The organism is Bartonella sp. 11B, assembly GCF_002022625.1.
Taxonomy (GTDB): Bacteria; Pseudomonadota; Alphaproteobacteria; order Rhizobiales; family Rhizobiaceae; genus Bartonella; species Bartonella rochalimae.
Genome location: NZ_CP019783.1, coordinates 1,431,758 through 1,452,530 on the forward strand (window position 1 = coordinate 1,431,758; position 20,773 = coordinate 1,452,530).

Consider the following 20,773-nt stretch of genomic DNA (forward strand, 5'->3'; position numbering starts at 1 on the left):
ATAAACTATCTCGCCTTCATAGGCGAGTTTTCCATTCTTTGATTTTTATAATGATTAAGTTGTTTCTCTATTTTATTTAAATTAATCACAACTCATTATAATAAACTTACAGAAAAATGTGACACATAAACCAGTAATTATGAAAAATTTTATTATTGGATAATAACAAAAAACCACACAAATAAGAAATTTAATAAAGTCACAATGCTCTACAAGACAAAAAATTTTAATCTATTTTTTTCAATAAACGAGTCATCTTTACAATTAATTTCATCTGCTTAATCTCATCTACAAACTATAAACTTTCAGCCAAGTTGGCTGTATAATTTGATATGCCTTGTAGAAATAAAATCGGATAAATGCTTCACTATCAACACCAAAGAAAATTTATTCTTGAATTGATTTTTCAAAATTTCCTCAGTATAAAAAATTAGATTCACTAAATCTAAGTTTACAATAAAATTTTCTGACAGTTTTCTTGCAGTTTTGTGTTTTTTACGACATAATCTTTATGTATTTTGTAATTTTTATAATCAAGAATTTCCTGCCTATATTATAAGGAATTGAAACGATGGTTTTCATTGCTGATAAGCTTTCTTCCATCAAGCCCTCCGCAACAATTGCCGTAGCTCAAAAAGCGCGTGCTCTAAAAGCTTTAGGTCGTAATATCATCTCCTTAAGCGCTGGAGAACCAGATTTTGATACACCAGATAATATCAAAAATGCTGCTATTGAAGCCATTCGACGTGGAGAAACAAAATATACGCCCATATCTGGTATTCCAGAATTGCGTCAAGCTATTTCTGCAAAATTTAAAAGAGAAAATAATCTTACTTATACACCAGAACAAATCATTGTTGGCACAGGTGGCAAACAAATTCTCTTTAATACATTAATGGCAACTTTAAATAAAGATGATGAAGTTATCATTCCCTCTCCTTATTGGGTCAGTTATCCTGAAATGGTTGCTCTTAACAGTGGTAAATCTGTTTTCGTAGCAACGAAAGCTGAATTTTTTTATAAGCTTCAACCACAAGATCTAGAAGCTGCTATCACTCCAAAAACTAAATGGTTTATTTTTAATTCTCCCTCGAATCCATCAGGTGCTGCGTACACATACGATGAATTAAAAAAATTAACTGATATTTTAATGAAATACCCTCATATTTATATTCTCACTGATGATATCTATGAGCATTTAACATATGGAGATTTTACTTTTGTTACTCCAGCTCAAGTAGAGCCACAACTCTACGACCGTACGCTGACAATGAATGGTCTTTCAAAAGCCTATTCCATGACGGGGTGGAGAATTGGCTATGCAGGTGGTCCACATGAATTAATTAAAGCTATGGACATCATTCAAGGTCAACAAACATCTGGTACAAGTTCCATTTCACAATGGGCAGGTGTAGAAGCACTGAATGGTCCACAAGACTTTATAACTAAAAATAAAACTATTTTTCAAACACGTCGAGATCTTGCTGTTTCTATGCTCAATCAAGCCTATGGTATTGATTGCCCAACACCTGAAGGTGCATTTTATGTTTATCCATCCTGTGCAAAGCTTATTGGTAAAAAAACACCTCAAGGTCAAATTATTACAAGTGATGAAGATTTTGTAACGGCTCTTTTGGAAACAGAGTCCGTTGCTGTTGTTCATGGATCTGCTTTTGGACTTGGACCGGCATTTCGTATCTCCTACGCAACATCAGATGAAATACTTGAAGAAGCTTGTTTTCGTATCCAGCGCTTTTGTAACAGCTTGTCCTGAAATTCTGAATCATCATCTGCCCAGGTGGTATTAATGAATTAAAAATAAATGATAGCGTGAATTATTAAATATATTTTATAAAGAATATTTATTCTTCAAGATAAACCATAACTTATCTCAATATAGACATTAAATGACATAAGTTCATAATGGAAATAGTACTTTTTAATATTCTCAAAACTTCTCAAACCGATGCTTAAAAAAGATAGCAGCTCACTTTCATACATCTATATTAGATATGATTGCATATAAAAAAGAGATAACAGCAATTCCTAAAAGGATAAGATCACTTACGCGCCTTTTGATTGTTCTCTAATAAAAAAGCTGGACTAAAACCAGGCAAACTCAGAAGATCTTGAAAGATAAAATCAACCCGATGATCCTTAAAGGAAGCACTCAAGAAAACGTAATCAAGAGATAATATTTTTTCCCATTTTATAAAATAAATACTTCAATAAATCTGCCGTGCAATAAATACATAACTTACTAGATTATAAGCCTTTGCTTCTTCAATAGATCTATAAACATATTATTTAAAATGACCATTTGCGTGCTTTTAAAAAGATATAATCTCTAAAAACATTCAATTTTGCTGAATTCTTCAAAGCAGCAGAATAACAAAAAAAAGTATCAAAAGAAGGAATATCAATCATATCAGGAAAAAGACGTATAAGTTTCTCATCATTATTCACAATATAATCAGGAAGTACAGCAATACCAAGATCGCGCATAAGTGCATTTTTGATTGAAACAATGTTATTAATTTGCAAAATCGAAACGCGCACTGAATCATCACTTTTTCCAGCTCTCTGTAACCAATTCAAACCGACCAAATAAGGTGGCACAGGTTCACCGAATGAAATAATGCGATGTTCATCCAGTTCAGATAATTTTTCTGGCTTACCATAATTTGCAATATAATTTTCTGAAGCATAAACATGCATATGAACTGTAAATAATTTTCTTTGTATAAGATCAGGCTGTTGAGGCTGACGTAAACGAATAGCGCAGTCTGCATAACGCATTGTCAAATCAAGCTCTTCATCGTCAAGCAAAAGCTGAATTTGCATATCAGGATACAAATTCAAAAACTCAGGTATATGCTCTGCAAGCCACCCTGTCCCCATTCCAAAAGTCGAAGTTACGCGTAAATGTCCTGTTGGTTTTTCACGACTTTCACTTAATTGCAAACGCGTATTCTCAAGCTTCATCAAAATATCATGGGCTGTACGATAAAGTATTTCGCCCTGCTCTGTCAAAATTAAACCGCGCGCATGACGCTGAAATAAAGGCACTCGAACATCTTGCTCTAAAGCCGAAACTTGTCTCGAAATTGCTGATTGAGATAAATGAAGCCTTTGAGCTGCGTGCGTAAAAGAGCCTGCTTCTGCCGCAGCATGAAAAACTCTTAATTTATTCCAATCTAATGGCAATGACACAATTTTCCTCCTACTTTTTTGATTTTATTTATAAAAATTACCTTTTTGAGATGTATATCTATGAATCCAAAAACCGTTCTGCCTCTAACGCTGCCATACATCCTCTTCCTGCTGCAGTTACAGCTTGACGAAATAAATTATCAGCGACATCCCCTGCGGCAAAAACACCAGCAATACTTGTTTCTGTTGAATCAGGTGCCGTCCATAAATATCCCCCTGGTTTTTGTTTCAATTGCCCTTCAAACAAAGAAACAGCAGGATCATGACCAATAGCAATAAATATTCCATCTGCATCTATTTGCATCTTTTGACCTGTTTTTGTATTTTTTAGACGCGCACCTGTCACAACAGCCCCTGTTGGAGACTGAGCAGATGAACCAATAATTTCTTCCACTATATGATCCCAAATAACCTGGATATTATCACGAGAAAACAACCTATCTTGCAAGATTTTTTCTGCCCGAAAATGATCCCGCCTATGAACCACACTTACACTTTTAGCCAAATGAGATAAATAAAGAGCTTCTTCAACAGCTGTGTTACCACCACCTACCACGATTACATCCTTACCACGATAAAAAAACCATCACAAGTAGCACAAGCAGAAACGCCACTCCCCATAAAGGTTTGTTCACTTTCCAAACCAAGCCAACGCGCTTGTGCTCCGGTCGCAATAATGAGTGCATCACAGCAATATTGGGTTCCTGAATCTCCAAATAAGGTAAAAGGACGCTTAGATAAATCAGCCTTTACAATACTATCATAAACAATTTTTGTACCCATATTTTCTGCTTGCTTTGCCATTTGCTCCATCAACCATTGCCCCTGAATTGGATCAGAAAAACCTGGATAATTTTCAACATCAGTTGTAATTGTCAACTGCCCTCCTTGCTGCATTCCAGTAATCAATACTGGTTTAAGCATTGCTCTAGCAGCATAGATAGCTGCTGTATAACCAGCAGGTCCGGAGCCAATAATAAGAACACGAATATGCAATTGCACTATAAAACTCCTTTTTTCAGCCTTTATTACACTCTATAAGTTTATGATAAATACCGTCTTTAAAAACACATTTCTTAAGAACTTGAATTATAGTAAAATCCTATTTTTCAAGCTTTATTAAAAGGTACATTGCCAATTTATCATAATTTGCTTAGTATAAGCATTAAATTTATATTACATAAGCGTATAAATTCTCATTAGGTAAACATTACAATCAATAAATAAAGACAAGGAGCGACTATTTTTCAGTTTATTATTAATATTTGCGCACGGTTTGCATTAATCATGGGAGGGACTATGCTTTTGCCAGCTCTTGCGGATTTGCGCGATAACAATCATAATTGGACGATTTTTCTTTATCCTTTTGCTATTACAACTGTATTAGCAACACTTATTCTTTTAGCAACGAGAGGAGCTACTTGTCGTTTTTCAACACGGCTTAGCTTTACACTAACCCTTTGTCTATGGCTAACAGGAAGTGTAGTGGGAGCTCTCCCTTTTTATCTTTCTTCACTCCCAATTTCCCTAGCAGGAGCAATTTTTGAATCCATCTCTGGAATTACAACAACAGGCTCTACAGTTATTACTGATCTTGATCATCTATCGCGAAGCATTTTATTATGGCGCTCCATCATATGCTGGATTGGAGGTATTGGTTTTATCGGCTTAGCTTTATTGCTTTTGCCCTCATTACGGGTTGGCGGTATACAACTTTTCCATATGGAATCATCTGATAAATCAGAAAAAATATTACCCCGTATCCACCAAATTGCCAACGGCATTATTATTGCCTATATTGGACTAACATTAGCTTGCATGCTCTCCTACTTTGCTGCTGGCATGACATTATTTGATGCTATCAACCACGCAATGACAACGATAGCAACAGCTGGGTTCTCAACCCATGACACCTCCTTTGGTTATTTTTCTGATAAACCAGCTATTTTAATAATTGCTACAATCTTCATGTTGCTTTCTGCATTACCTTTTGTCCTTTATATTAAACTATTACTTCCTGGATACTCTAAACGTTCCATAGACCCACAAGTAATCGTTTTTCTTAGTATTGTTTTTCTCTTTAGCTTTGCGCTAGCAACATGGTTGCGATTTCATAATCATCTTCCCTTCCACAAAATTTTCCTTGATGTCATTTTTCACCTTACATCTGTTATTAGTACCACCGGTTATAGTGCTGAAGACTATCAACTTTGGGGACCTTTTGCACTTGGCATTTTCTTTATTGCTTCTTTCACGGGTGGTTGTGCTGGCTCTACTTCCGGCGGCATAAAGGTTAACCGTTTAATTATCTTATGGCGTATTGCACAAGCAAACATGACACAACTTCTTTCTCCCAATGCAATTGTAAAAGTACGCTATGATCATTCAAATGTCTCTAATGATATTACTAAAGCAGTTTTACTTTTTTTGTGCCTTTATATGTTTTGTCTTTTTATTGGTACTGCACTTTTACTCACTACTGGACTTGATTTTACTTCTGCTTGTACGGGTGCTTTAACAGCGCTTTCAAATATTGGTCCAGGCCTTGGAAGTATTATTGGCCCTGTGGGAAATTTCTCAACCATTAATGATCATGCCTTATGGATTTTGAGTGCTCTAATGCTTGCCGGCCGTCTTGAAATTATAACGATCTTTGTCCTTTTTACCCGTTCTTTTTGGAGCGAACAATTCTAATATTTAACATCTGAAAATTCATAGAATAAGCATTATGATGATATAAATTTAAACGAATATAAAATGCCAAAAGGGCTTTTAATAAATCAGCACATCAAAAATATCGAACGAATATCAGAAGCTTAGCATTATGTTTATGAACGGCATGTATCTTGCTTTTAAATATTATTCATCTCCATCTAAAAATAGAGTCTGGTATATTTAAAATATTTCCTCTGCAAACATTTCCTTATAAACATGCCCAATTGCTCTTGCTTCCTTTTCCAAAGGGAAATGTGTCTGAACATGAGTTAACGCTTTTTTCCCTGTCATTATTGTTTTTTCTAAATCAGAAAAATACAATTCAATCGCTTCTGTTAAAGCTGCTTGATCTCCTGCAGGAACAACTGTTCCTGCTTCTTCTGTTATTAATTCTTCATACATCCCTGCATTACTAGCAACGACAGCAGTCTGAGATGCCATTGCTTCTAATGGTGTTAAACCAAAGCCTTCTCTACGAGAGGGAGCAACATAAAGTGAAAGACGACGATACCACAAAGATATATTCTGGATCTCACCAAGAAAAATAATACGATCGCTTAAACCAGCAGTAGCAATTTTCTGACGTAATTGTTTTTCAAAGTTATAATGTTTTGCTGTAGTCCGACCAGCAATAATCGCTGTCCAATCTGGATAACGTGGCAATAATTCTAACATTGCATCCACAAATAAATCAGTGCCCTTTAAATAGCGTACACGTCCAAAGCACCCTATCGCATATTTCCCAGATAACCCAGAAGCTGAAAAACAATCATCAATGGTTTTTGGTGGTGAAAAACGCTCAAGATCAACACCATGCAGAATAACTTGATGAGGCACCTCAAGATATCTTCCAGTGCGTTCACTTGTAGCAATCACTTTATCCATGCGGCGAATTAACCATTTTGTAAAAGGTTTATGATGACGTTGAGATGCCGATGTAAAAATGAGTTTAAGTTTCATTTTTAAAACATCGCGCAAGAAAACCCCACAAAGCATCTCAATATTGCGTCGTGCATGCCAAATTCGAAATGATTTTCCTACTGGACTTTTCCATAAACCAACAAGATCTTTAAAAGAAAGAGCAGGCAAATTTTTTGGCAACCCTACCCCTAAAGTGGATATATAAAAACCCTGTTTTCGCTGCAATGGAACAAGATGAATAATCGTCGTTGTGACCCCTGATAAACGCTTCTTAAAATGTGGAACAATAATATCAGTTTCTTTCAAAGACACACGCATAATGATTTAGATATATTGGACCTTAATAATTTCATAATTATGCGTACCACCTGGTGCGTTTACTTCAATTACGTCACCTTCTTGCTTACCAATAAGTGCGCGTGCAATAGGAGAAGAAATAGAAATCTTACCAGTTTTTACGTCAGCTTCTTGATCACCAACGATTTGATAAACTTTTCTCTCTTCAGTGTCTTCATCTAAAAGATTAATAGTAGCTCCAAATTTAATTTTATCGCCTGAAAGACGTGAAACATTAATAACTTCTGCTCGCGCAATACAATCTTCAAGCTCGTTTATACGCCCTTCATTATGACTTTGTGCTTCTTTAGCAGCATGATACTCTGCATTTTCTGACAGATCACCATGCGCACGCGCCTCAGAAATTGCTTCAATAATCCGTCGACGCTCTTGTTGTTGACGCCACCGTAACTCTTCTTTGAGACTTTCAAAACCAGCTGTAGTCATCGGAACTTTTTCCATAATCCGTCCCTTTCTTGTACACGAAAGACCTTATAAAGATATAAAAATCGGCCTCCAAGATAACTCTTGGAACCCGAAAATTACAGTTGCTTTCATTATATAGTACAGAAATTCTGTTTTCCATATAAAAATACTAAAGAGCACAGAGTATTCTTTAGCCACTTTGAAAGTGAATTTATATCTTAAATTTTATATGTTTAGCGATATCTCTGTTATTATCAATGTATTAAAGGATGTAAATGTCTTTTTTGCTGCTTATTATATTTTAAAAAGGACATTATATAAAAGTGGAAATAATCTTTACCAAACGTATATAAAACTATTGATTACAGCACACACTCCTAATATCAAAAAACATTACAAAAATTGCTCTAGAACCTATTAACACTACTCAATCTACGCGTACCAAAAGCGTGGTCTCAGCCTTAGCCTTCCATTCACTCTACTTATAAAGAATATAACTGTCCAGGATCAGTATCACAAAACAGCTATAGTAGCCTCTGCCGTATCACAAAAAATATTTTAACCCATTATCAAATGATAAAAAGAAAATTCATACTTTCAAAAACAAATGCAATCAAAAGCTTTTATTTTTTTCTTAATTATATCGGAATAACTGTATAAAATATTTTCATCATGTCACACAAAAAATCAAAAACAACTCAAAAACAAATCAATCAAAGAGCAACAGACCCATTTGCAGTTATGAAGCAGTGCTCTAAGGCCAAACTTCATACAGTGAAAAGTCATAATGCTTCATTTGAAACCATAAATACTAAACCATCTAAAAACATAACAAAAACAAATAGTGTTACAGCAACAGTTGAAGCTCTTTCTGCACTCATTGCTTCAGGTAATCCTCTTTTTAAAAATGGTGCATTATGGACACCTCATCGTCCTATTCGTCCTGAAAAATCGGAAGGTGGAATTCCATTTCAAATTAAAACATCCTTTCAGCCTGCCGGTGATCAACCCATTGCAATCAAATCTTTGGTTGAAGGAATTAAGAGAAATGAACGCACTCAAGTGCTTTTGGGCGTTACCGGTTCAGGGAAAACATATACAATGGCCAAAATCATTGAAAAGACACAACGCCCTGCTCTCATTTTAGCGCCAAACAAAACTTTAGCTGCACAGCTTTATGGGGAATTCAAAAACTTTTTTCCCAACAATGCTGTTGAATATTTTGTTTCTTATTATGACTATTATCAACCAGAAGCTTATGTTGCACGCTCAGATACTTATATTGAAAAAGAATCCTCTATTAATGAACAAATTGACCGCATGCGCCACGCAGCAACACGCGCTGTACTAGAGCGCGATGATGTCATTATCATCGCATCTGTATCCTGTATCTATGGAATTGGTTCAGTAGAAACTTATACAGCAATGACTTTCCAAATGCAAAAAGGTGATAAACTCGATCAGCAGAAATTACTAACTGATTTAGTTTCTCAACAATATCAGCGACAAGATATAAACTTTGTTCGTGGCTCTTTTCGTGTTCGAGGCGATACAATTGAGATTTTTCCCGCTCATCTTGAAGACCGTGCTTGGCGTATTTCGTTGTTTGGAGATGAAATTGAAACAATTACCGAATTTGACCCTTTAACAGGACAAAAAACAGCAGATCTTCAATCCATTAAAATTTATGCTAATTCACATTATGTAACACCACGACCCACATTAAATCAGGCGATAAAATCAATCAAAATGGAATTAGTAAAACGCCTCGATGAATTAAATGCAGCTGGTCGCCTTTTGGAAGCGCAACGTTTAGAACAACGTACAATATTTGATTTAGAAATGCTAGAAACTACTGGATCTTGCTCAGGAATTGAAAACTACTCGCGCTACCTGACAGGTAGAAAGCCAGGTGAACCACCTCCAACTCTGTTTGAGTATATTCCTAGCCATGCTCTTGTTTTTATTGATGAGAGTCATGTCACAATTCCTCAAATCGGTGGTATGTATCGAGGTGATTTCCGACGAAAGGCTACCTTAGCAGAATATGGCTTCCGCTTGCCATCTTGTATGGACAATCGTCCTTTACGTTTTGAAGAATGGGATGCAATGCGCCCACAAACTATCGCTGTTTCAGCTACACCCGGACGCTGGGAAATAGAACAATCGCAGGGCATCTTTGTAGAGCAAGTCATTCGTCCCACAGGGCTGATTGATCCACCAACAGAAATACGCCCAGTGAAAACACAGGTCGATGACGCCGTCAACGAAATTCACCAAACAATCAAAAAAGGTTATCGTACATTAATAACAGTTCTCACCAAACGCATGGCAGAAGATCTGACCGAATATCTCCATGAACAAAATATCCGTGTGCGTTATATGCACTCTGATATTAATACACTAGAACGTATTGAAATCCTGCAAGACCTACGCCTTGGTACTTTTGATGTTTTAATTGGTATTAACTTACTTCGAGAAGGTTTAGATATTCCAGAATGTGGTTTTGTTGCTATCTTTGACGCTGATAAAGAGGGTTTTTTACGTTCAGAAACCTCACTTATTCAAATGATTGGACGAGCTGCACGTAATGTAGAGAGTCGGGTTATTCTTTACGCTGATACAATTACTGGTTCTATCGAGCGTGCTTTGCAAGAAACGAAACGACGTCGACAAAAACAAATAGCTTATAATAAAGAGCATCAAATTACACCGACTAGTATTAAAAAGAATATTGATGATATTCTAAGTTCGGTTTGCGAAAATAACCATAATGTCAAGATTTCTCATTTTATCACGCAAAATAATAAAGTTGGCAACAATCTAACCAACCATATTCAGCATCTCGAAAAACTCATGCGTAAAGCAGCTAATGATCTGAACTTTGAAGAAGCTGCTCAATTTCGTGATGAAATCAAACGACTACAAGAAATAGAATTAGCCATTGCAGATGATTCTTTAGTGTACAACAATAAATATTCCCTTGATGAATCGATAAAATCAAGTCTTTTCACGAAACCAAATCTTGATCAAATGGGCCCTAATACCATGGATGTTGGTTTATTGACAAAACACAAAAAAGAAAAAAGATAATCAAAAAATACTTTAAATGAGATGTCGAAAAGAGTTTTTTGCAATAAACAATCTAAAATCTATAAATTGCGACAAAATAATTAGCTCTTATCACAATCACGCTAATAGAACCCCAAAATAGTGATATATTATAAAAAATTGTTGCTCAAAATATCAATATAATATTTCTCTGTTCTATCCATTATCCAAGACAATTTAATGAGCCACTATACTTACTATGAATTAAAAACAACATAATAAAATAAATTCTCTAAAGAAAACTCTTGTTAAATATTCTATTTTCAAGCAATCTTTCTTTTTTAGATAAATTGCGAACATCGGAAGGTGCTATGAAAAGTTTTCTAGAAATTGATTCTAATTTCTAAGTTGACAAAAAACAATAAAAAACGTTTTTCAGATATCGTAAATTGCCTAAATATACCGTTTACGTAAGGTGCGTAATACGGTTTTTGACTATCTGCCTTACAAAGGCAATCAAATAAGGAAATATTCTATGGCTCAGACGGGCGAAGTAAAATTTTTTAACAATAACAAGGGCTTTGGTTTCATTAAACCTGATAATGGGAGTACTGATATCTTTGTTCATATTTCTGATGTTCAGGCTTCAGGCCTCAGTGGATTAAATGATGCGCAAAAAGTATCATTCGATATAGAGCCTGACCGTCGTGGTAAAGGACCAAAAGCTATAAACATTAATGTTATGAGTTAATTTAAGCAAAGTCCGTTTTGTGAAATCGGGTTTAAAACCCGATTTCATTTTACTATATTAATGTTTATATTCAACAAACCTTTTCTTTATTCACTCTATCAGAATAAAATTGAACGCTGTTCAGATTACATTCAGGTTAGAACATTTAAAGTGCAAACTAAGATAAATTTGTATTAAGGAGTATTGCTATGACTAAATTGGCTAAATTGTTAATGTTATCAGCAATATCAACGGTAGCCATTTCAGCACCGTTAGAGACAGTGCTTACTGCCAAAACAATACACAAAGAAACAATTAGTACACAAAAAGTAAGTACCAGTGGTCCCTTCCAGTATTACGATCGAATTACTACATCAACAGAGCGTGTCGAACATACGCAACATCATCATAACTTCTATGAACATCATGTAAGCCGTGGTAGTAGTAGCAGTAGTAATAATGTAGGTGGTGTTATTGCTGCAGGCCTTCTAGCTTTGACAGCAGGTATAATTATCAAAAATGCTTTAAAAGAGCCCGAACAACCACAAGTTGTTTATCAAACCCCACCACAAAATCAAGCAAACTATCAAGTGATATCAACAGTAACACACCAGCCTTCACAGCAGTTAAATACAACAAGTTGGTATCAATATTGTAAAAAGACATACCGTTCCTTTAATCCGAGGACAGGAACTTTTCGAGGACATGATGGCTTAGATCATGTTTGTTATGCTCCAGTACAGTAATTTTCAATAACACTAAAAAAACCGCTTTAAAGCGGTTTTTTTTTGAGTATGATAAACTATTAAATTCCCTGAAGAAAAGGGTTGTGTTGGCGTTCATAACCTATTTGACTTCCTGGTCCATGTCCACAAATAAAGCTGACATTATCGCCTAATGACAAAACTTTTTCTTTAATTGATCTCATTAATTCTTCATGAGAACATAATGGGAAATCAGTGCGTCCAATAGAACCACGAAAAAGCACATCACCTAATAAAGCAAAACGCTTTTTTTCATTAAAATAAATAACATGACCAGGAGAATGGCCAGGTGTATGAAAAACCTGGAAGACATGTCCTGCACAATCAACACTATCTCCATCTTCTAACCATTGATCAGGAATACAAACACGCGCATCGGGCATGTGATAGATTTTTGCTCTTTCTCTTACATCGTCCATTACTGGTTTGTCATTACGGTGTGAACCAATAATTTGAATATCCAATGCCTCCTTAGCCTGCATGGCTGCTCCCACATGATCAATATGACCATGTGTTATCCAAATAGCTTCAACAATAACCCCTTTTTTTTGAATTGCTTGTTGTATCTTAGGCCAATCACCCCCCGGATCAACTAAAACACCTCTTTTACTTTCATTATCAAAAAGTAAAGTGCAATTTTGTTGAAAAGGCGTAACTGGAATAATATACACACTGAAATCGCTCATTAGAATCCTTTTCAAAATTCAATATTTTAAAATCTTTTAGTTTATAGATAACATTTCTCCTGTCTTTATAAAGCAAAAAATTGTCTGCTCGACAGCTTTATATAACTTATGTAAAGTACAATTTATGTAAACTGAATTTTGTTAAAGGTTTGAAATATGGCTGATCACATTCAGACTTTATGTGATAATGCACCCCACCTTCTCGTGATTGATGATGATACCCGCATTCGCAGCCTTTTATCTCAATTTCTTATTAAAAATGGATTTCGTGTTTCAGTCTCTGCCAACTCTGATGAAGCTAAACGTCAACTTAAAAGCTTAGATTTCGATCTTCTTATTGTTGATATCATGATGCCTGGTGAAAATGGCATTAATCTAACCTATTCACTCCGTCAAACAAAAAATGTTCCTATTTTAATGTTAACAGCTTTATCAGAAACAAATCATCGTATTCAAGGATTAGAAGCGGGAGCAGACGATTATCTTGCCAAACCCTTTGATCCTCGTGAGCTTTTACTCCGCATTAATGCTATTTTGAGACGTGGCTCATTTTCTACCCAACCCAAAATTGAACAAATTGTTTTTGGCCCTTATATCTTTTCAATTTCACGACGTGAACTCAAAAAAGAAGGAAAAATTATTAAACTGACAGATAAAGAACAAGAAATGATGGTTATTTTTTCTGAACACGCAGGAGAAACTATTCCACGCCATAAATTTGCAATGGATGATAACAATAGCGCACGTTCTATTGATGTACAAATTAACCGTCTTCGTCGGAAAATCGAAAGCAACCCAACAACTCCTATATGGATCCAAACCGTGAGAGGGATTGGTTATAAGCTTTCAATTGAATAGGCCTGAGATGATCGAACCTGCAAAAAAAATTGCGCGATGGTTATCTAAGAAAATGCCCAAACGGCTTTATGCGCGTTCTTTGATCATTATTATCGCTCCTATGGTACTCTTACAAACAGTCATTGGCTATGTTTTCATGGAACGCCATTGGCAAATGGTAACAGAACGTCTTTCAACCACCGTTGTCCACGACATTGCAGCTATTATCGATATAATTGAAACATATCCACAACAGCAGAATTATGAAGAGATTAAGCGTATTGCACAACAACGTATGGGATTAAACATCTCTCTCCTCCCACCTGATCCTCTTCCTCCTCCAGGACCTAAACCATTTTTTGCTATACTTGATTACTTTTTAAGTGAAGAAATTACGCGCCAAATTAACCGTCCCTTCTGGATTGATACAGTTGGTGATTCTAATCTTGTCGAAATTCGTATCCACCTTGATCACAATATCTTGCGGGTTTTTGCCATGCGCAGCCAAGCCTATGCCTCTAATACCAGTATTTTTTTAAGCTGGATGGTAGGAACAGCTCTTGTTTTACTGTTAATAGCTATTTACTTCTTACGTAATCAAATCAAACCAATTCAACAATTAGCAAAAGCCGCAGAAAGTTTTGGACGTGGACATCCTTTACCAGAAGGATTTCAACCACAAGGAGCCGATGAAATACGCCGTGCTGGTATTGCATTTTTACGTATGCGTGAACGGATTGAACGCCAAATTGAACAACGTACTATGATGCTCTCAGGTGTAAGCCATGATCTCAGAACCATTCTTACACGTTTCAAACTCCAGCTTGCATTAGTAAGTAATGACTTTGATATTAAACCACTTGAGCAAGATGTCAGCGATATGCAAAATATGTTAGAAGGTTATCTTGCTTTTGCACGAGGTGAAGGAAGTGAAAATATTGGCATCCTTGACTTAAGTATCTTGATGCAAAAATTCTCTACGAATGCTGATCTTCATCGATGTAACTTCTCGTATACTATTGAAGGCTCCTCACAAATACAAGTACGCCCACATGCTTTTACCCGTTTGATCAGTAATCTTCTATCAAATGCATTTTATTATGCAAATACCATCCAACTCACGGCGAAATCCGGACAAGAATCTTTTATTATTACTATTGATGATGATGGACCAGGTATTCAAAAAGACATGCGTACAGAAGTTTTTAAGCCATTTTTTCGACTTGATCAATCACGAAATCAAGATGCAAGTGGAACAGGCCTTGGTCTTTCTATTGCCCAAGACATCGCACGTAGCCACGGAGGTAATATTCAATTAGATGATAGTCCATTAGGAGGCTTGCGCGCTATTATAGATATTCCTCTATAAGATATATTGAAAAACTTCTTTAAAGAATAACGAGCGGATACATCGAAGACTTTAGGCATTCCCTACGGTCTCAAATAAAGCATACTGTAGTGCCTTATGAGCGCTTTCACCAGCCCAAGCAACCATTTGAAAAGCAGCATAATGACTTTCACAAATTTTAAGTGCATAAATCAATAATGTCTCTACTTGTATACGGGATGGGTGTACGCCACCTGCTAAAAGCAGACCTTGCCGATAAATAACCGAATTGTTTCCTTGCCAATAATCAAAATGTCCTAATAACAATTTCTCATTAATTGCCAACAACAAACGCTGTACCTCTGCTGTACGAGTATTCTCAATAAAAAGATCAAATGCACAAGCTAAATGAAGAGCCTCTTGCTCTTCTATCCATGAAAAAGAAAGGCTATAACAAGCTCGTTTTCCTTCTACACAAACGCTAATTTCATCTTGTACATTTCGCTCAAAAGACCAATCATACTTATAAGCAATTTGTTCAATAAAATCAACAGGATGCTCTTTTCTTTCTGTGGCTTTAATGGCCAGCCTCATCATCAACCCTCAATAATTAAGAATGTTACCAATATAATGCAAAAAACTCTCATCGTAACAATACGCGTCACAGTTAAAGCTTTCACAGCAAATAAATACACATTAAAACGCAGTAAATAGATGACATCAGAAAATAAATGATACTATTTTCTAAGGTACTATAGCTTGATACAGAAAAAACGAATCATCAAACAACCTCAGTGTATTGATACAATTTCGTAGCGCTAGCCCCTTAATTAAAAAAAAATAATTTTTTGTAAAAAATAAATTAAAAATAAATTGCTCATCTGCCCTAACAGACTCATGACTAAGCATTTTTTATGCTTCATACACAGGATAGAAAAATTGGGGATTATTTTTTAAAGACTATTAGTTGCTTAAACTGAATCCGTTTTAACTTTTTTTCTGTTTTGTTTTTCTAAACTATCAAGACGTTTTTTCAAATCAGCATTTTCGGCGTAGAGTTTAAGAACCATTTCCTTAACAACATAAAATTCTTCACGTGAAACAAGATCAAGCTTACTGATCATCCTTTCAACCTGTGAAAGAACAGCAGTTTCAGCTTCACGCCTTACACCTTGTGCAATACCTGCTGCATCTGTTGCTAATTTTGCTATCTCATCAAGAATACGGTTTGATCCATTATACATAGGCTTTCCTTTAATTTTCTTTATTTATAGACATACTATAATACATTTTATAATATCGAGAGATCGTATTTGTTTTTCTAATAGATATTACCTTAATTGATCAGTATTCTTTTACTCCCGCCAATAACAACTACAAACCTCTGACCTAACTTGACCATTTTGTATTCATCTGTCATGGTTTGATAATCATATAACTTCATAAATGTAAAGCTCTTGCTCATGAATGATTTTCCTCTTTGCCAAGCTATTGCTTTTCCTCTCTTTCTTGATCCAGTGATCATTCGTTTAGGGCCAATAGCATTTCATTGGTACGGACTTGGTTATGTTATAGGCATTTTGTTTGCCTGGTGGTACGCACAAAAATTACTTAAAAAAAAGTCCCTGTGGCCTAAAAATAAAGCGCCTATGTCTCCCCAACAAATAAGTGATTTTGTTACGTTAGGAACTATTGGAATTGTGGTTGGTGGCCGCTTAGGACAGGTGCTTGTGTGGGATCCTATTTATTACCTCAATCATCCAATCGATATCCTTGCCATATGGAATGGCGGTATGTCATTTCATGGAGGATTTATAGGTATAATCATTGCTATGATTTGGTTTTCTTATAAAAACAATATCAATGTATGGGGAATGTTTGATACAATCGCCGCAGGTGTCCCCATTGGCATTGGTATTGTACGGATATGCAATTTCATCAATCAAGAATTATGGGGGAATGTGACTACTGTTCCTTGGGCAGTTTGTTTTTATAACGATCCTCAATATCTCCCACGCCATCCTAGCCAACTGTATGAATCATTTATGGAAGGATTTCTTCTCTTTATCATTTTAGCCATTGCAATTTTTTCTTTTAAGGCATTAAAACGTCCTGGAATAATCACTGGAATATTTAATATAAGCTATGGAATAGCACGCAGTATTTCAGAAATTTTCCGTGCTCCTCAAGAGGATCCAGAATGGTTTTCATCTCTCTTCCACTCTACTGGATTGACCTATGGTATGGCTTTATCTTTGCCGATGATTCTTTTCGGTTTTTATGCACTTCTTCAAGCTTTTAAATATAAGTTTACAAAATAATGTCTAATCTAAAAGAGAGAATTAAAGAAATTATTATTCTCGATGGACCAATCTCTGTTAGCCAATATATGACATTAGCTCTTACTGATCCTCAATTTGGCTATTATCAAAAACAAAAACCCTTTGGACGCGCTGGTGACTTCATCACAGCACCTGAAATAAGTCAATTATTTGGAGAAATGATTGGCATTTGGGCCATTATGAGCTGGCAAGCTCAAGGTTGTCCTAACCCGTTTATCCTGGCTGAAATAGGCCCAGGACGTGGAACTCTTATGGATGATATTTTACGCACTATTCGCAAAATTTGTATAACGGCATTCAACGCTGCTGATATCTTTCTTATTGAAATAAGCCAACGCCTTGCAACAGAACAAAAAAAACGTCTTTTCGCTCACCAAAAAAAAATTTATAGTGTTGAAAATTTTGAACAAATTCCTTTAAAACCTCTTATTGTCATTGCAAATGAGCTTTTCGATGCACTTCCAATTAATCAATATATAAAAGTCAATGGAGAATGGAAAGAGCGTCGTATTACACTTAACAAAGAGGGTGGTTTTACATTTACCACTGATATACATAAGTTTCCTTCTACTTTCTTACCACCCCAATGTGCTCAAATGCCTAATGGCACAATTTTAGAATACGGACCCTCACGAAACCAATTGGCACAAAAGATTAGTAGCCGTTTAATGCAAACACAAGGCTCTGCTTTACTTATCGATTATGGTGCGTCTGATTTTGCATTTGGAGATACACTTCAAGCCATCTCAAGACATAAATTCTGCGATATTTTTTCTGCTCCTGGTGAACATGATTTAACATCACATGTTGATTTTTTTTCTTTGAAAACAATCGCCGCTCAACAAGGCTGTTTTGTTGAAATTCTAGAACAAGGAAATTTTCTTATCAAAATGGGAGTGCTTGAACGTGCAGAAAAGCTTAGTATCAACAAAAGCACAATAATTAAGAAAAAAATTTACGAAGACATCAAACGATTAACTGATCCAAAACAAATGGGTAAGCTTTTTAAAGTGCTTCACATCAATGATAAAAACATACAAATACCTTATTTTTAATCACAAATAATAACAAATTAACTCGCAAACCATTTCCGTTTCAAATAATCATATAGGAGCTTTTATGGAGCCTATTCTTGCACAAGATCTTTGCAATTTACACCCACATAATATCAAACATGGCTTTTTTACACGCCAAGAAGATGTATCAAAAAACTTTTATCAAAACCTCAATGTTAAACAAAACCCCAACGATTATCCTGAACATATTATGCAAAATCGTATCTTAATCGCTCATTATTTTGATATTGAAGTGCAAAATTTAATTACTGTTCACCAAATACATTCTTGTGAAGTTATCGTTGTTGATCAAGCTTTTATCGGAGAACCTCCAAAAGCTGATGCTCTGGTTACAACCAAAAAAGGATTAGCAATTGGTGTTCTTACAGCAGACTGTGGACCAATTCTTTTTTCTGATCCACAAGCCGGTGTTATTGGTGCTGCACATGCTGGTTGGAGGGGAGCCTTGAATGGAATTTTAGAAAAAACAATCTCAGTAATGGAAGAACAAGGAGCCAAACGGCAATCAATAATAGCAGTACTGGGACCATGCATTGGTCCATGTCATTATGAAGTAACAAGTGAATTTTATAACCAATTTATTGAGCACAATAACGAGTTCGAAAAATATTTTTCAAAAACAGATAAAGTACACCACTTTAAGTTTAACTTATGGACATTCATTACAAACAAACTCGAGCACGCCGGAATCCTTACTTCCTGTATAAAACTTTGTACTTATCAAGATGAAAAGCGTTTTTTCTCCTATCGACGTGCAACACATCGTAACGAGCCTGATGATGGGCGACAAATTTCTGCCATTATGCTCACAAAATAAAGAGAAAAATTGTATTTTACTGTAAAGAAACACTAAAAAATATAAGAAAAAAGCTCCTATTCCATAAAATGTATAAGCTTTTATTATTTTTACTTTTTCTTTTTATATATTACATACAAACTCTAAAAGCTTTGCAAATAACCTTATATTTTTCCAAAAAACCCTTCGGTGTTAAGAGTTATCAATTGCTATTAAATCAAATTTCTTACTGCAGTTATACCTTCTCATTTCAACTGCTCTTAGTAGACAATTTTAACCTCAAAACTGCTGTATAATATTAGTTTCATAATACCTTAATTCATTATAAACACATCTTTTGAACTCGACCATTATTGAGAAACCCTGGGACTGATCTTGGTTCTGCTATAAACATTAGCATTACCCCAAATTATGGTATTACCAGCAACAATGTTTTCACCACAAACTCTAACATCGCTAAAAACTCTGGCTTCATCATAAATTAGAGCATTCTCAATAACTTTGGCATTACCAAAAACCTTAGCATTACCAAAAACCTTAGCATTACCAAAAACCTTAGCATTACCAAAAACCTTAGCATTACCAAAAACCTTAGCATTACCAAAAACCTTAGCATTACCAAAAACCTTAGCGTTATCAAAAACTTTAGCATTATCACAAACCCAACAATCGTTCTCATGTGATAAATTCTGTTCATCTTCAATAAAACCACCAAGCTCATTTACCTTTACATTTCCAAAATCTTTAAGAGCTCTAATACGATAAAGTTTATGAAAACCAATCACTATTTCTTCATCTGTTAATTCATATTTTTTACACATAAATAATTGGCCCATTTGATATCTAGAAATTCTTTAACAATATATCTAGAAAAAGGTATTTTCGCAATTTGCCATTTATATTATTTAAAATGTTCTTATTGTAATTACAACATAGCTAATATGAAAATTCACATCGCAAGTGTAAGCTGATAGCCTCTCATAAATTTTTATTGCCTCATCAAGTAATCTCTTTCACAAAAAATTAAGATTTATGCAAAATTTTACGAAGAAGCATAAATATATACTTAGAAAATTAGAAAAACCGGATATCAAAATTGCTTTTGAGCTTTATCCTGATTTCAGAAATAAATGAACAAAAACGAAAATATATTTCATATTAAACAATTGTATTTTTGAGATTTATACTGCTCTATTGAAAAAACAGATATTTTACAAATAACTATATTTCTACAATCTTCTCAAGAAAGAACGACATAAAAACAATCTGTGATATAAGTTTTATTCATTCACCAAGATGCTTATCGATTGTTTAAAAAATGAATAATCAAAATTCTTCAAAAGAGTATTTTTTCTCATAACATTGATTACTTTACAAATAATTTTTTTCTTGTTAGCTATTTTTATCATTTTTAACAAACACTCTACAAACAGTAAGTCTTTCAGATAAATTAATGAACTACATTCATTGTAAAATAATGATAGCTAATTTAGCATTCTTTTATAATTGTTCACTTGCAATCTGATAGTAAAAAGTTAAAACTTATTTCACAT

General features: G+C 34.9%; 17 protein-coding genes and 1 pseudogene. 10 read left to right on the forward strand and 8 right to left on the reverse strand.

Annotated features, from left to right (window positions below):
• Positions 1-571: 571 nt before the first annotated feature.
• Positions 572-1,774, forward strand: coding sequence for a pyridoxal phosphate-dependent aminotransferase (locus tag Bho11B_RS06165; RefSeq protein WP_035006967.1), 1,203 nt, complete (start codon positions 572-574; stop codon positions 1,772-1,774).
• Between the two features lie 533 nt (positions 1,775-2,307).
• On the opposite strand, the gene Bho11B_RS06170 is transcribed toward Bho11B_RS06165, so the two are convergent.
• Together Bho11B_RS06170 and trxB are read right to left on the reverse strand one after the other, a co-directional pair.
• Positions 2,308-3,213, reverse strand: a complete 906-nt coding sequence (locus Bho11B_RS06170; RefSeq protein ID WP_035006966.1) for a LysR family transcriptional regulator — start codon at positions 3,211-3,213, stop codon at positions 2,308-2,310.
• A gap of 58 nt (positions 3,214-3,271) precedes the next feature.
• Positions 3,272-4,218: pseudogene (gene trxB / locus Bho11B_RS06175) on the reverse strand (thioredoxin-disulfide reductase).
• Between the two features lie 294 nt (positions 4,219-4,512).
• Here trxB and Bho11B_RS06180 point away from each other — a divergent pair.
• Complete coding sequence (locus tag Bho11B_RS06180; protein WP_035006962.1) at positions 4,513-5,907, forward strand: TrkH family potassium uptake protein; 1,395 nt, start codon at positions 4,513-4,515, stop codon at positions 5,905-5,907.
• 201 nt (positions 5,908-6,108) lie between these two features.
• On the opposite strand, the gene Bho11B_RS06185 is transcribed toward Bho11B_RS06180, so the two are convergent.
• Positions 6,109-7,167: a glycosyltransferase family 4 protein gene (locus tag Bho11B_RS06185; RefSeq protein ID WP_078673912.1), complete on the reverse strand. Its 1,059-nt coding sequence runs from the start codon at positions 7,165-7,167 to the stop codon at positions 6,109-6,111.
• Between the two features lie 6 nt (positions 7,168-7,173).
• Positions 7,174-7,647 (reverse strand): transcription elongation factor GreA, encoded by a 474-nt coding sequence (gene greA, locus Bho11B_RS06190; RefSeq protein ID WP_035006958.1) that lies wholly within the window; start codon positions 7,645-7,647, stop codon positions 7,174-7,176.
• Between the two features lie 636 nt (positions 7,648-8,283).
• Between greA and uvrB the strand changes: the two genes are divergently transcribed.
• The 3 genes from uvrB (at position 8,284) to Bho11B_RS06205 (ending at position 12,138) form a co-directional block, all read left to right on the forward strand.
• A complete protein-coding gene (gene uvrB / locus Bho11B_RS06195; protein WP_078673913.1) occupies positions 8,284-10,704 on the forward strand; it encodes an excinuclease ABC subunit UvrB in 2,421 nt (806 codons plus the stop codon).
• Between the two features lie 493 nt (positions 10,705-11,197).
• Positions 11,198-11,413: a cold-shock protein gene (locus Bho11B_RS06200; RefSeq protein ID WP_035006956.1), complete on the forward strand. Its 216-nt coding sequence runs from the start codon at positions 11,198-11,200 to the stop codon at positions 11,411-11,413.
• Positions 11,414-11,601: 188 nt separating this feature from the next.
• On the forward strand, positions 11,602-12,138 hold the full coding sequence (locus Bho11B_RS06205; RefSeq protein WP_078673914.1) for a BA14K family protein: 537 nt from the start codon (positions 11,602-11,604) through the stop codon (positions 12,136-12,138).
• A gap of 59 nt (positions 12,139-12,197) precedes the next feature.
• Here Bho11B_RS06205 and Bho11B_RS06210 read toward each other — a convergent pair whose 3' ends face one another.
• Entirely contained in the window at positions 12,198-12,842 is a 645-nt protein-coding gene (locus Bho11B_RS06210; RefSeq protein WP_078673915.1) for an MBL fold metallo-hydrolase, read from the reverse strand.
• A gap of 156 nt (positions 12,843-12,998) precedes the next feature.
• Here Bho11B_RS06210 and Bho11B_RS06215 point away from each other — a divergent pair, with 156 nt between their 5' ends.
• Positions 12,999-13,700, forward strand: coding sequence for a response regulator (locus Bho11B_RS06215; RefSeq protein ID WP_078673916.1), 702 nt, complete (start codon positions 12,999-13,001; stop codon positions 13,698-13,700).
• 7 nt (positions 13,701-13,707) lie between these two features.
• Positions 13,708-15,048 (forward strand): HAMP domain-containing sensor histidine kinase, encoded by a 1,341-nt coding sequence (locus tag Bho11B_RS06220; protein WP_078673917.1) that lies wholly within the window; start codon positions 13,708-13,710, stop codon positions 15,046-15,048.
• A 51-nt stretch (positions 15,049-15,099) separates the two neighbouring features.
• Here the strand turns inward: Bho11B_RS06220 and Bho11B_RS06225 are convergent, their stop codons facing one another.
• Both Bho11B_RS06225 and Bho11B_RS06230 read right to left on the reverse strand, forming a co-directional pair.
• Entirely contained in the window at positions 15,100-15,600 is a 501-nt protein-coding gene (locus Bho11B_RS06225) for a YbjN domain-containing protein (protein WP_035007389.1), read from the reverse strand.
• 377 nt (positions 15,601-15,977) lie between these two features.
• Positions 15,978-16,250: an accessory factor UbiK family protein gene (locus Bho11B_RS06230; RefSeq protein ID WP_035006947.1), complete on the reverse strand. Its 273-nt coding sequence runs from the start codon at positions 16,248-16,250 to the stop codon at positions 15,978-15,980.
• Positions 16,251-16,469: 219 nt separating this feature from the next.
• Between Bho11B_RS06230 and lgt the strand changes: the two genes are divergently transcribed.
• The 3 genes from lgt (at position 16,470) to pgeF (ending at position 19,241) form a co-directional block, all read left to right on the forward strand.
• The gene (lgt, locus tag Bho11B_RS06235; protein ID WP_078673918.1) at positions 16,470-17,327 is read left to right on the forward strand and encodes a prolipoprotein diacylglyceryl transferase; all 858 of its coding nucleotides are present in this window, start codon (positions 16,470-16,472) and stop codon (positions 17,325-17,327) included.
• Positions 17,327-18,403 (forward strand): class I SAM-dependent methyltransferase, encoded by a 1,077-nt coding sequence (locus tag Bho11B_RS06240; protein WP_078673919.1) that lies wholly within the window; start codon positions 17,327-17,329, stop codon positions 18,401-18,403. The genes lgt and Bho11B_RS06240 overlap by 1 nt, the downstream gene beginning before the upstream one ends.
• 64 nt (positions 18,404-18,467) lie before the next feature.
• The gene (pgeF, locus tag Bho11B_RS06245) at positions 18,468-19,241 is read left to right on the forward strand and encodes a peptidoglycan editing factor PgeF (protein ID WP_078673920.1); all 774 of its coding nucleotides are present in this window, start codon (positions 18,468-18,470) and stop codon (positions 19,239-19,241) included.
• A gap of 329 nt (positions 19,242-19,570) precedes the next feature.
• Here the strand turns inward: pgeF and Bho11B_RS06250 are convergent, their stop codons facing one another.
• Positions 19,571-20,041, reverse strand: a complete 471-nt coding sequence (locus Bho11B_RS06250) for a hypothetical protein (RefSeq protein WP_078674168.1) — start codon at positions 20,039-20,041, stop codon at positions 19,571-19,573.
• Between the last annotated feature and the right edge of the window lie 732 nt (positions 20,042-20,773).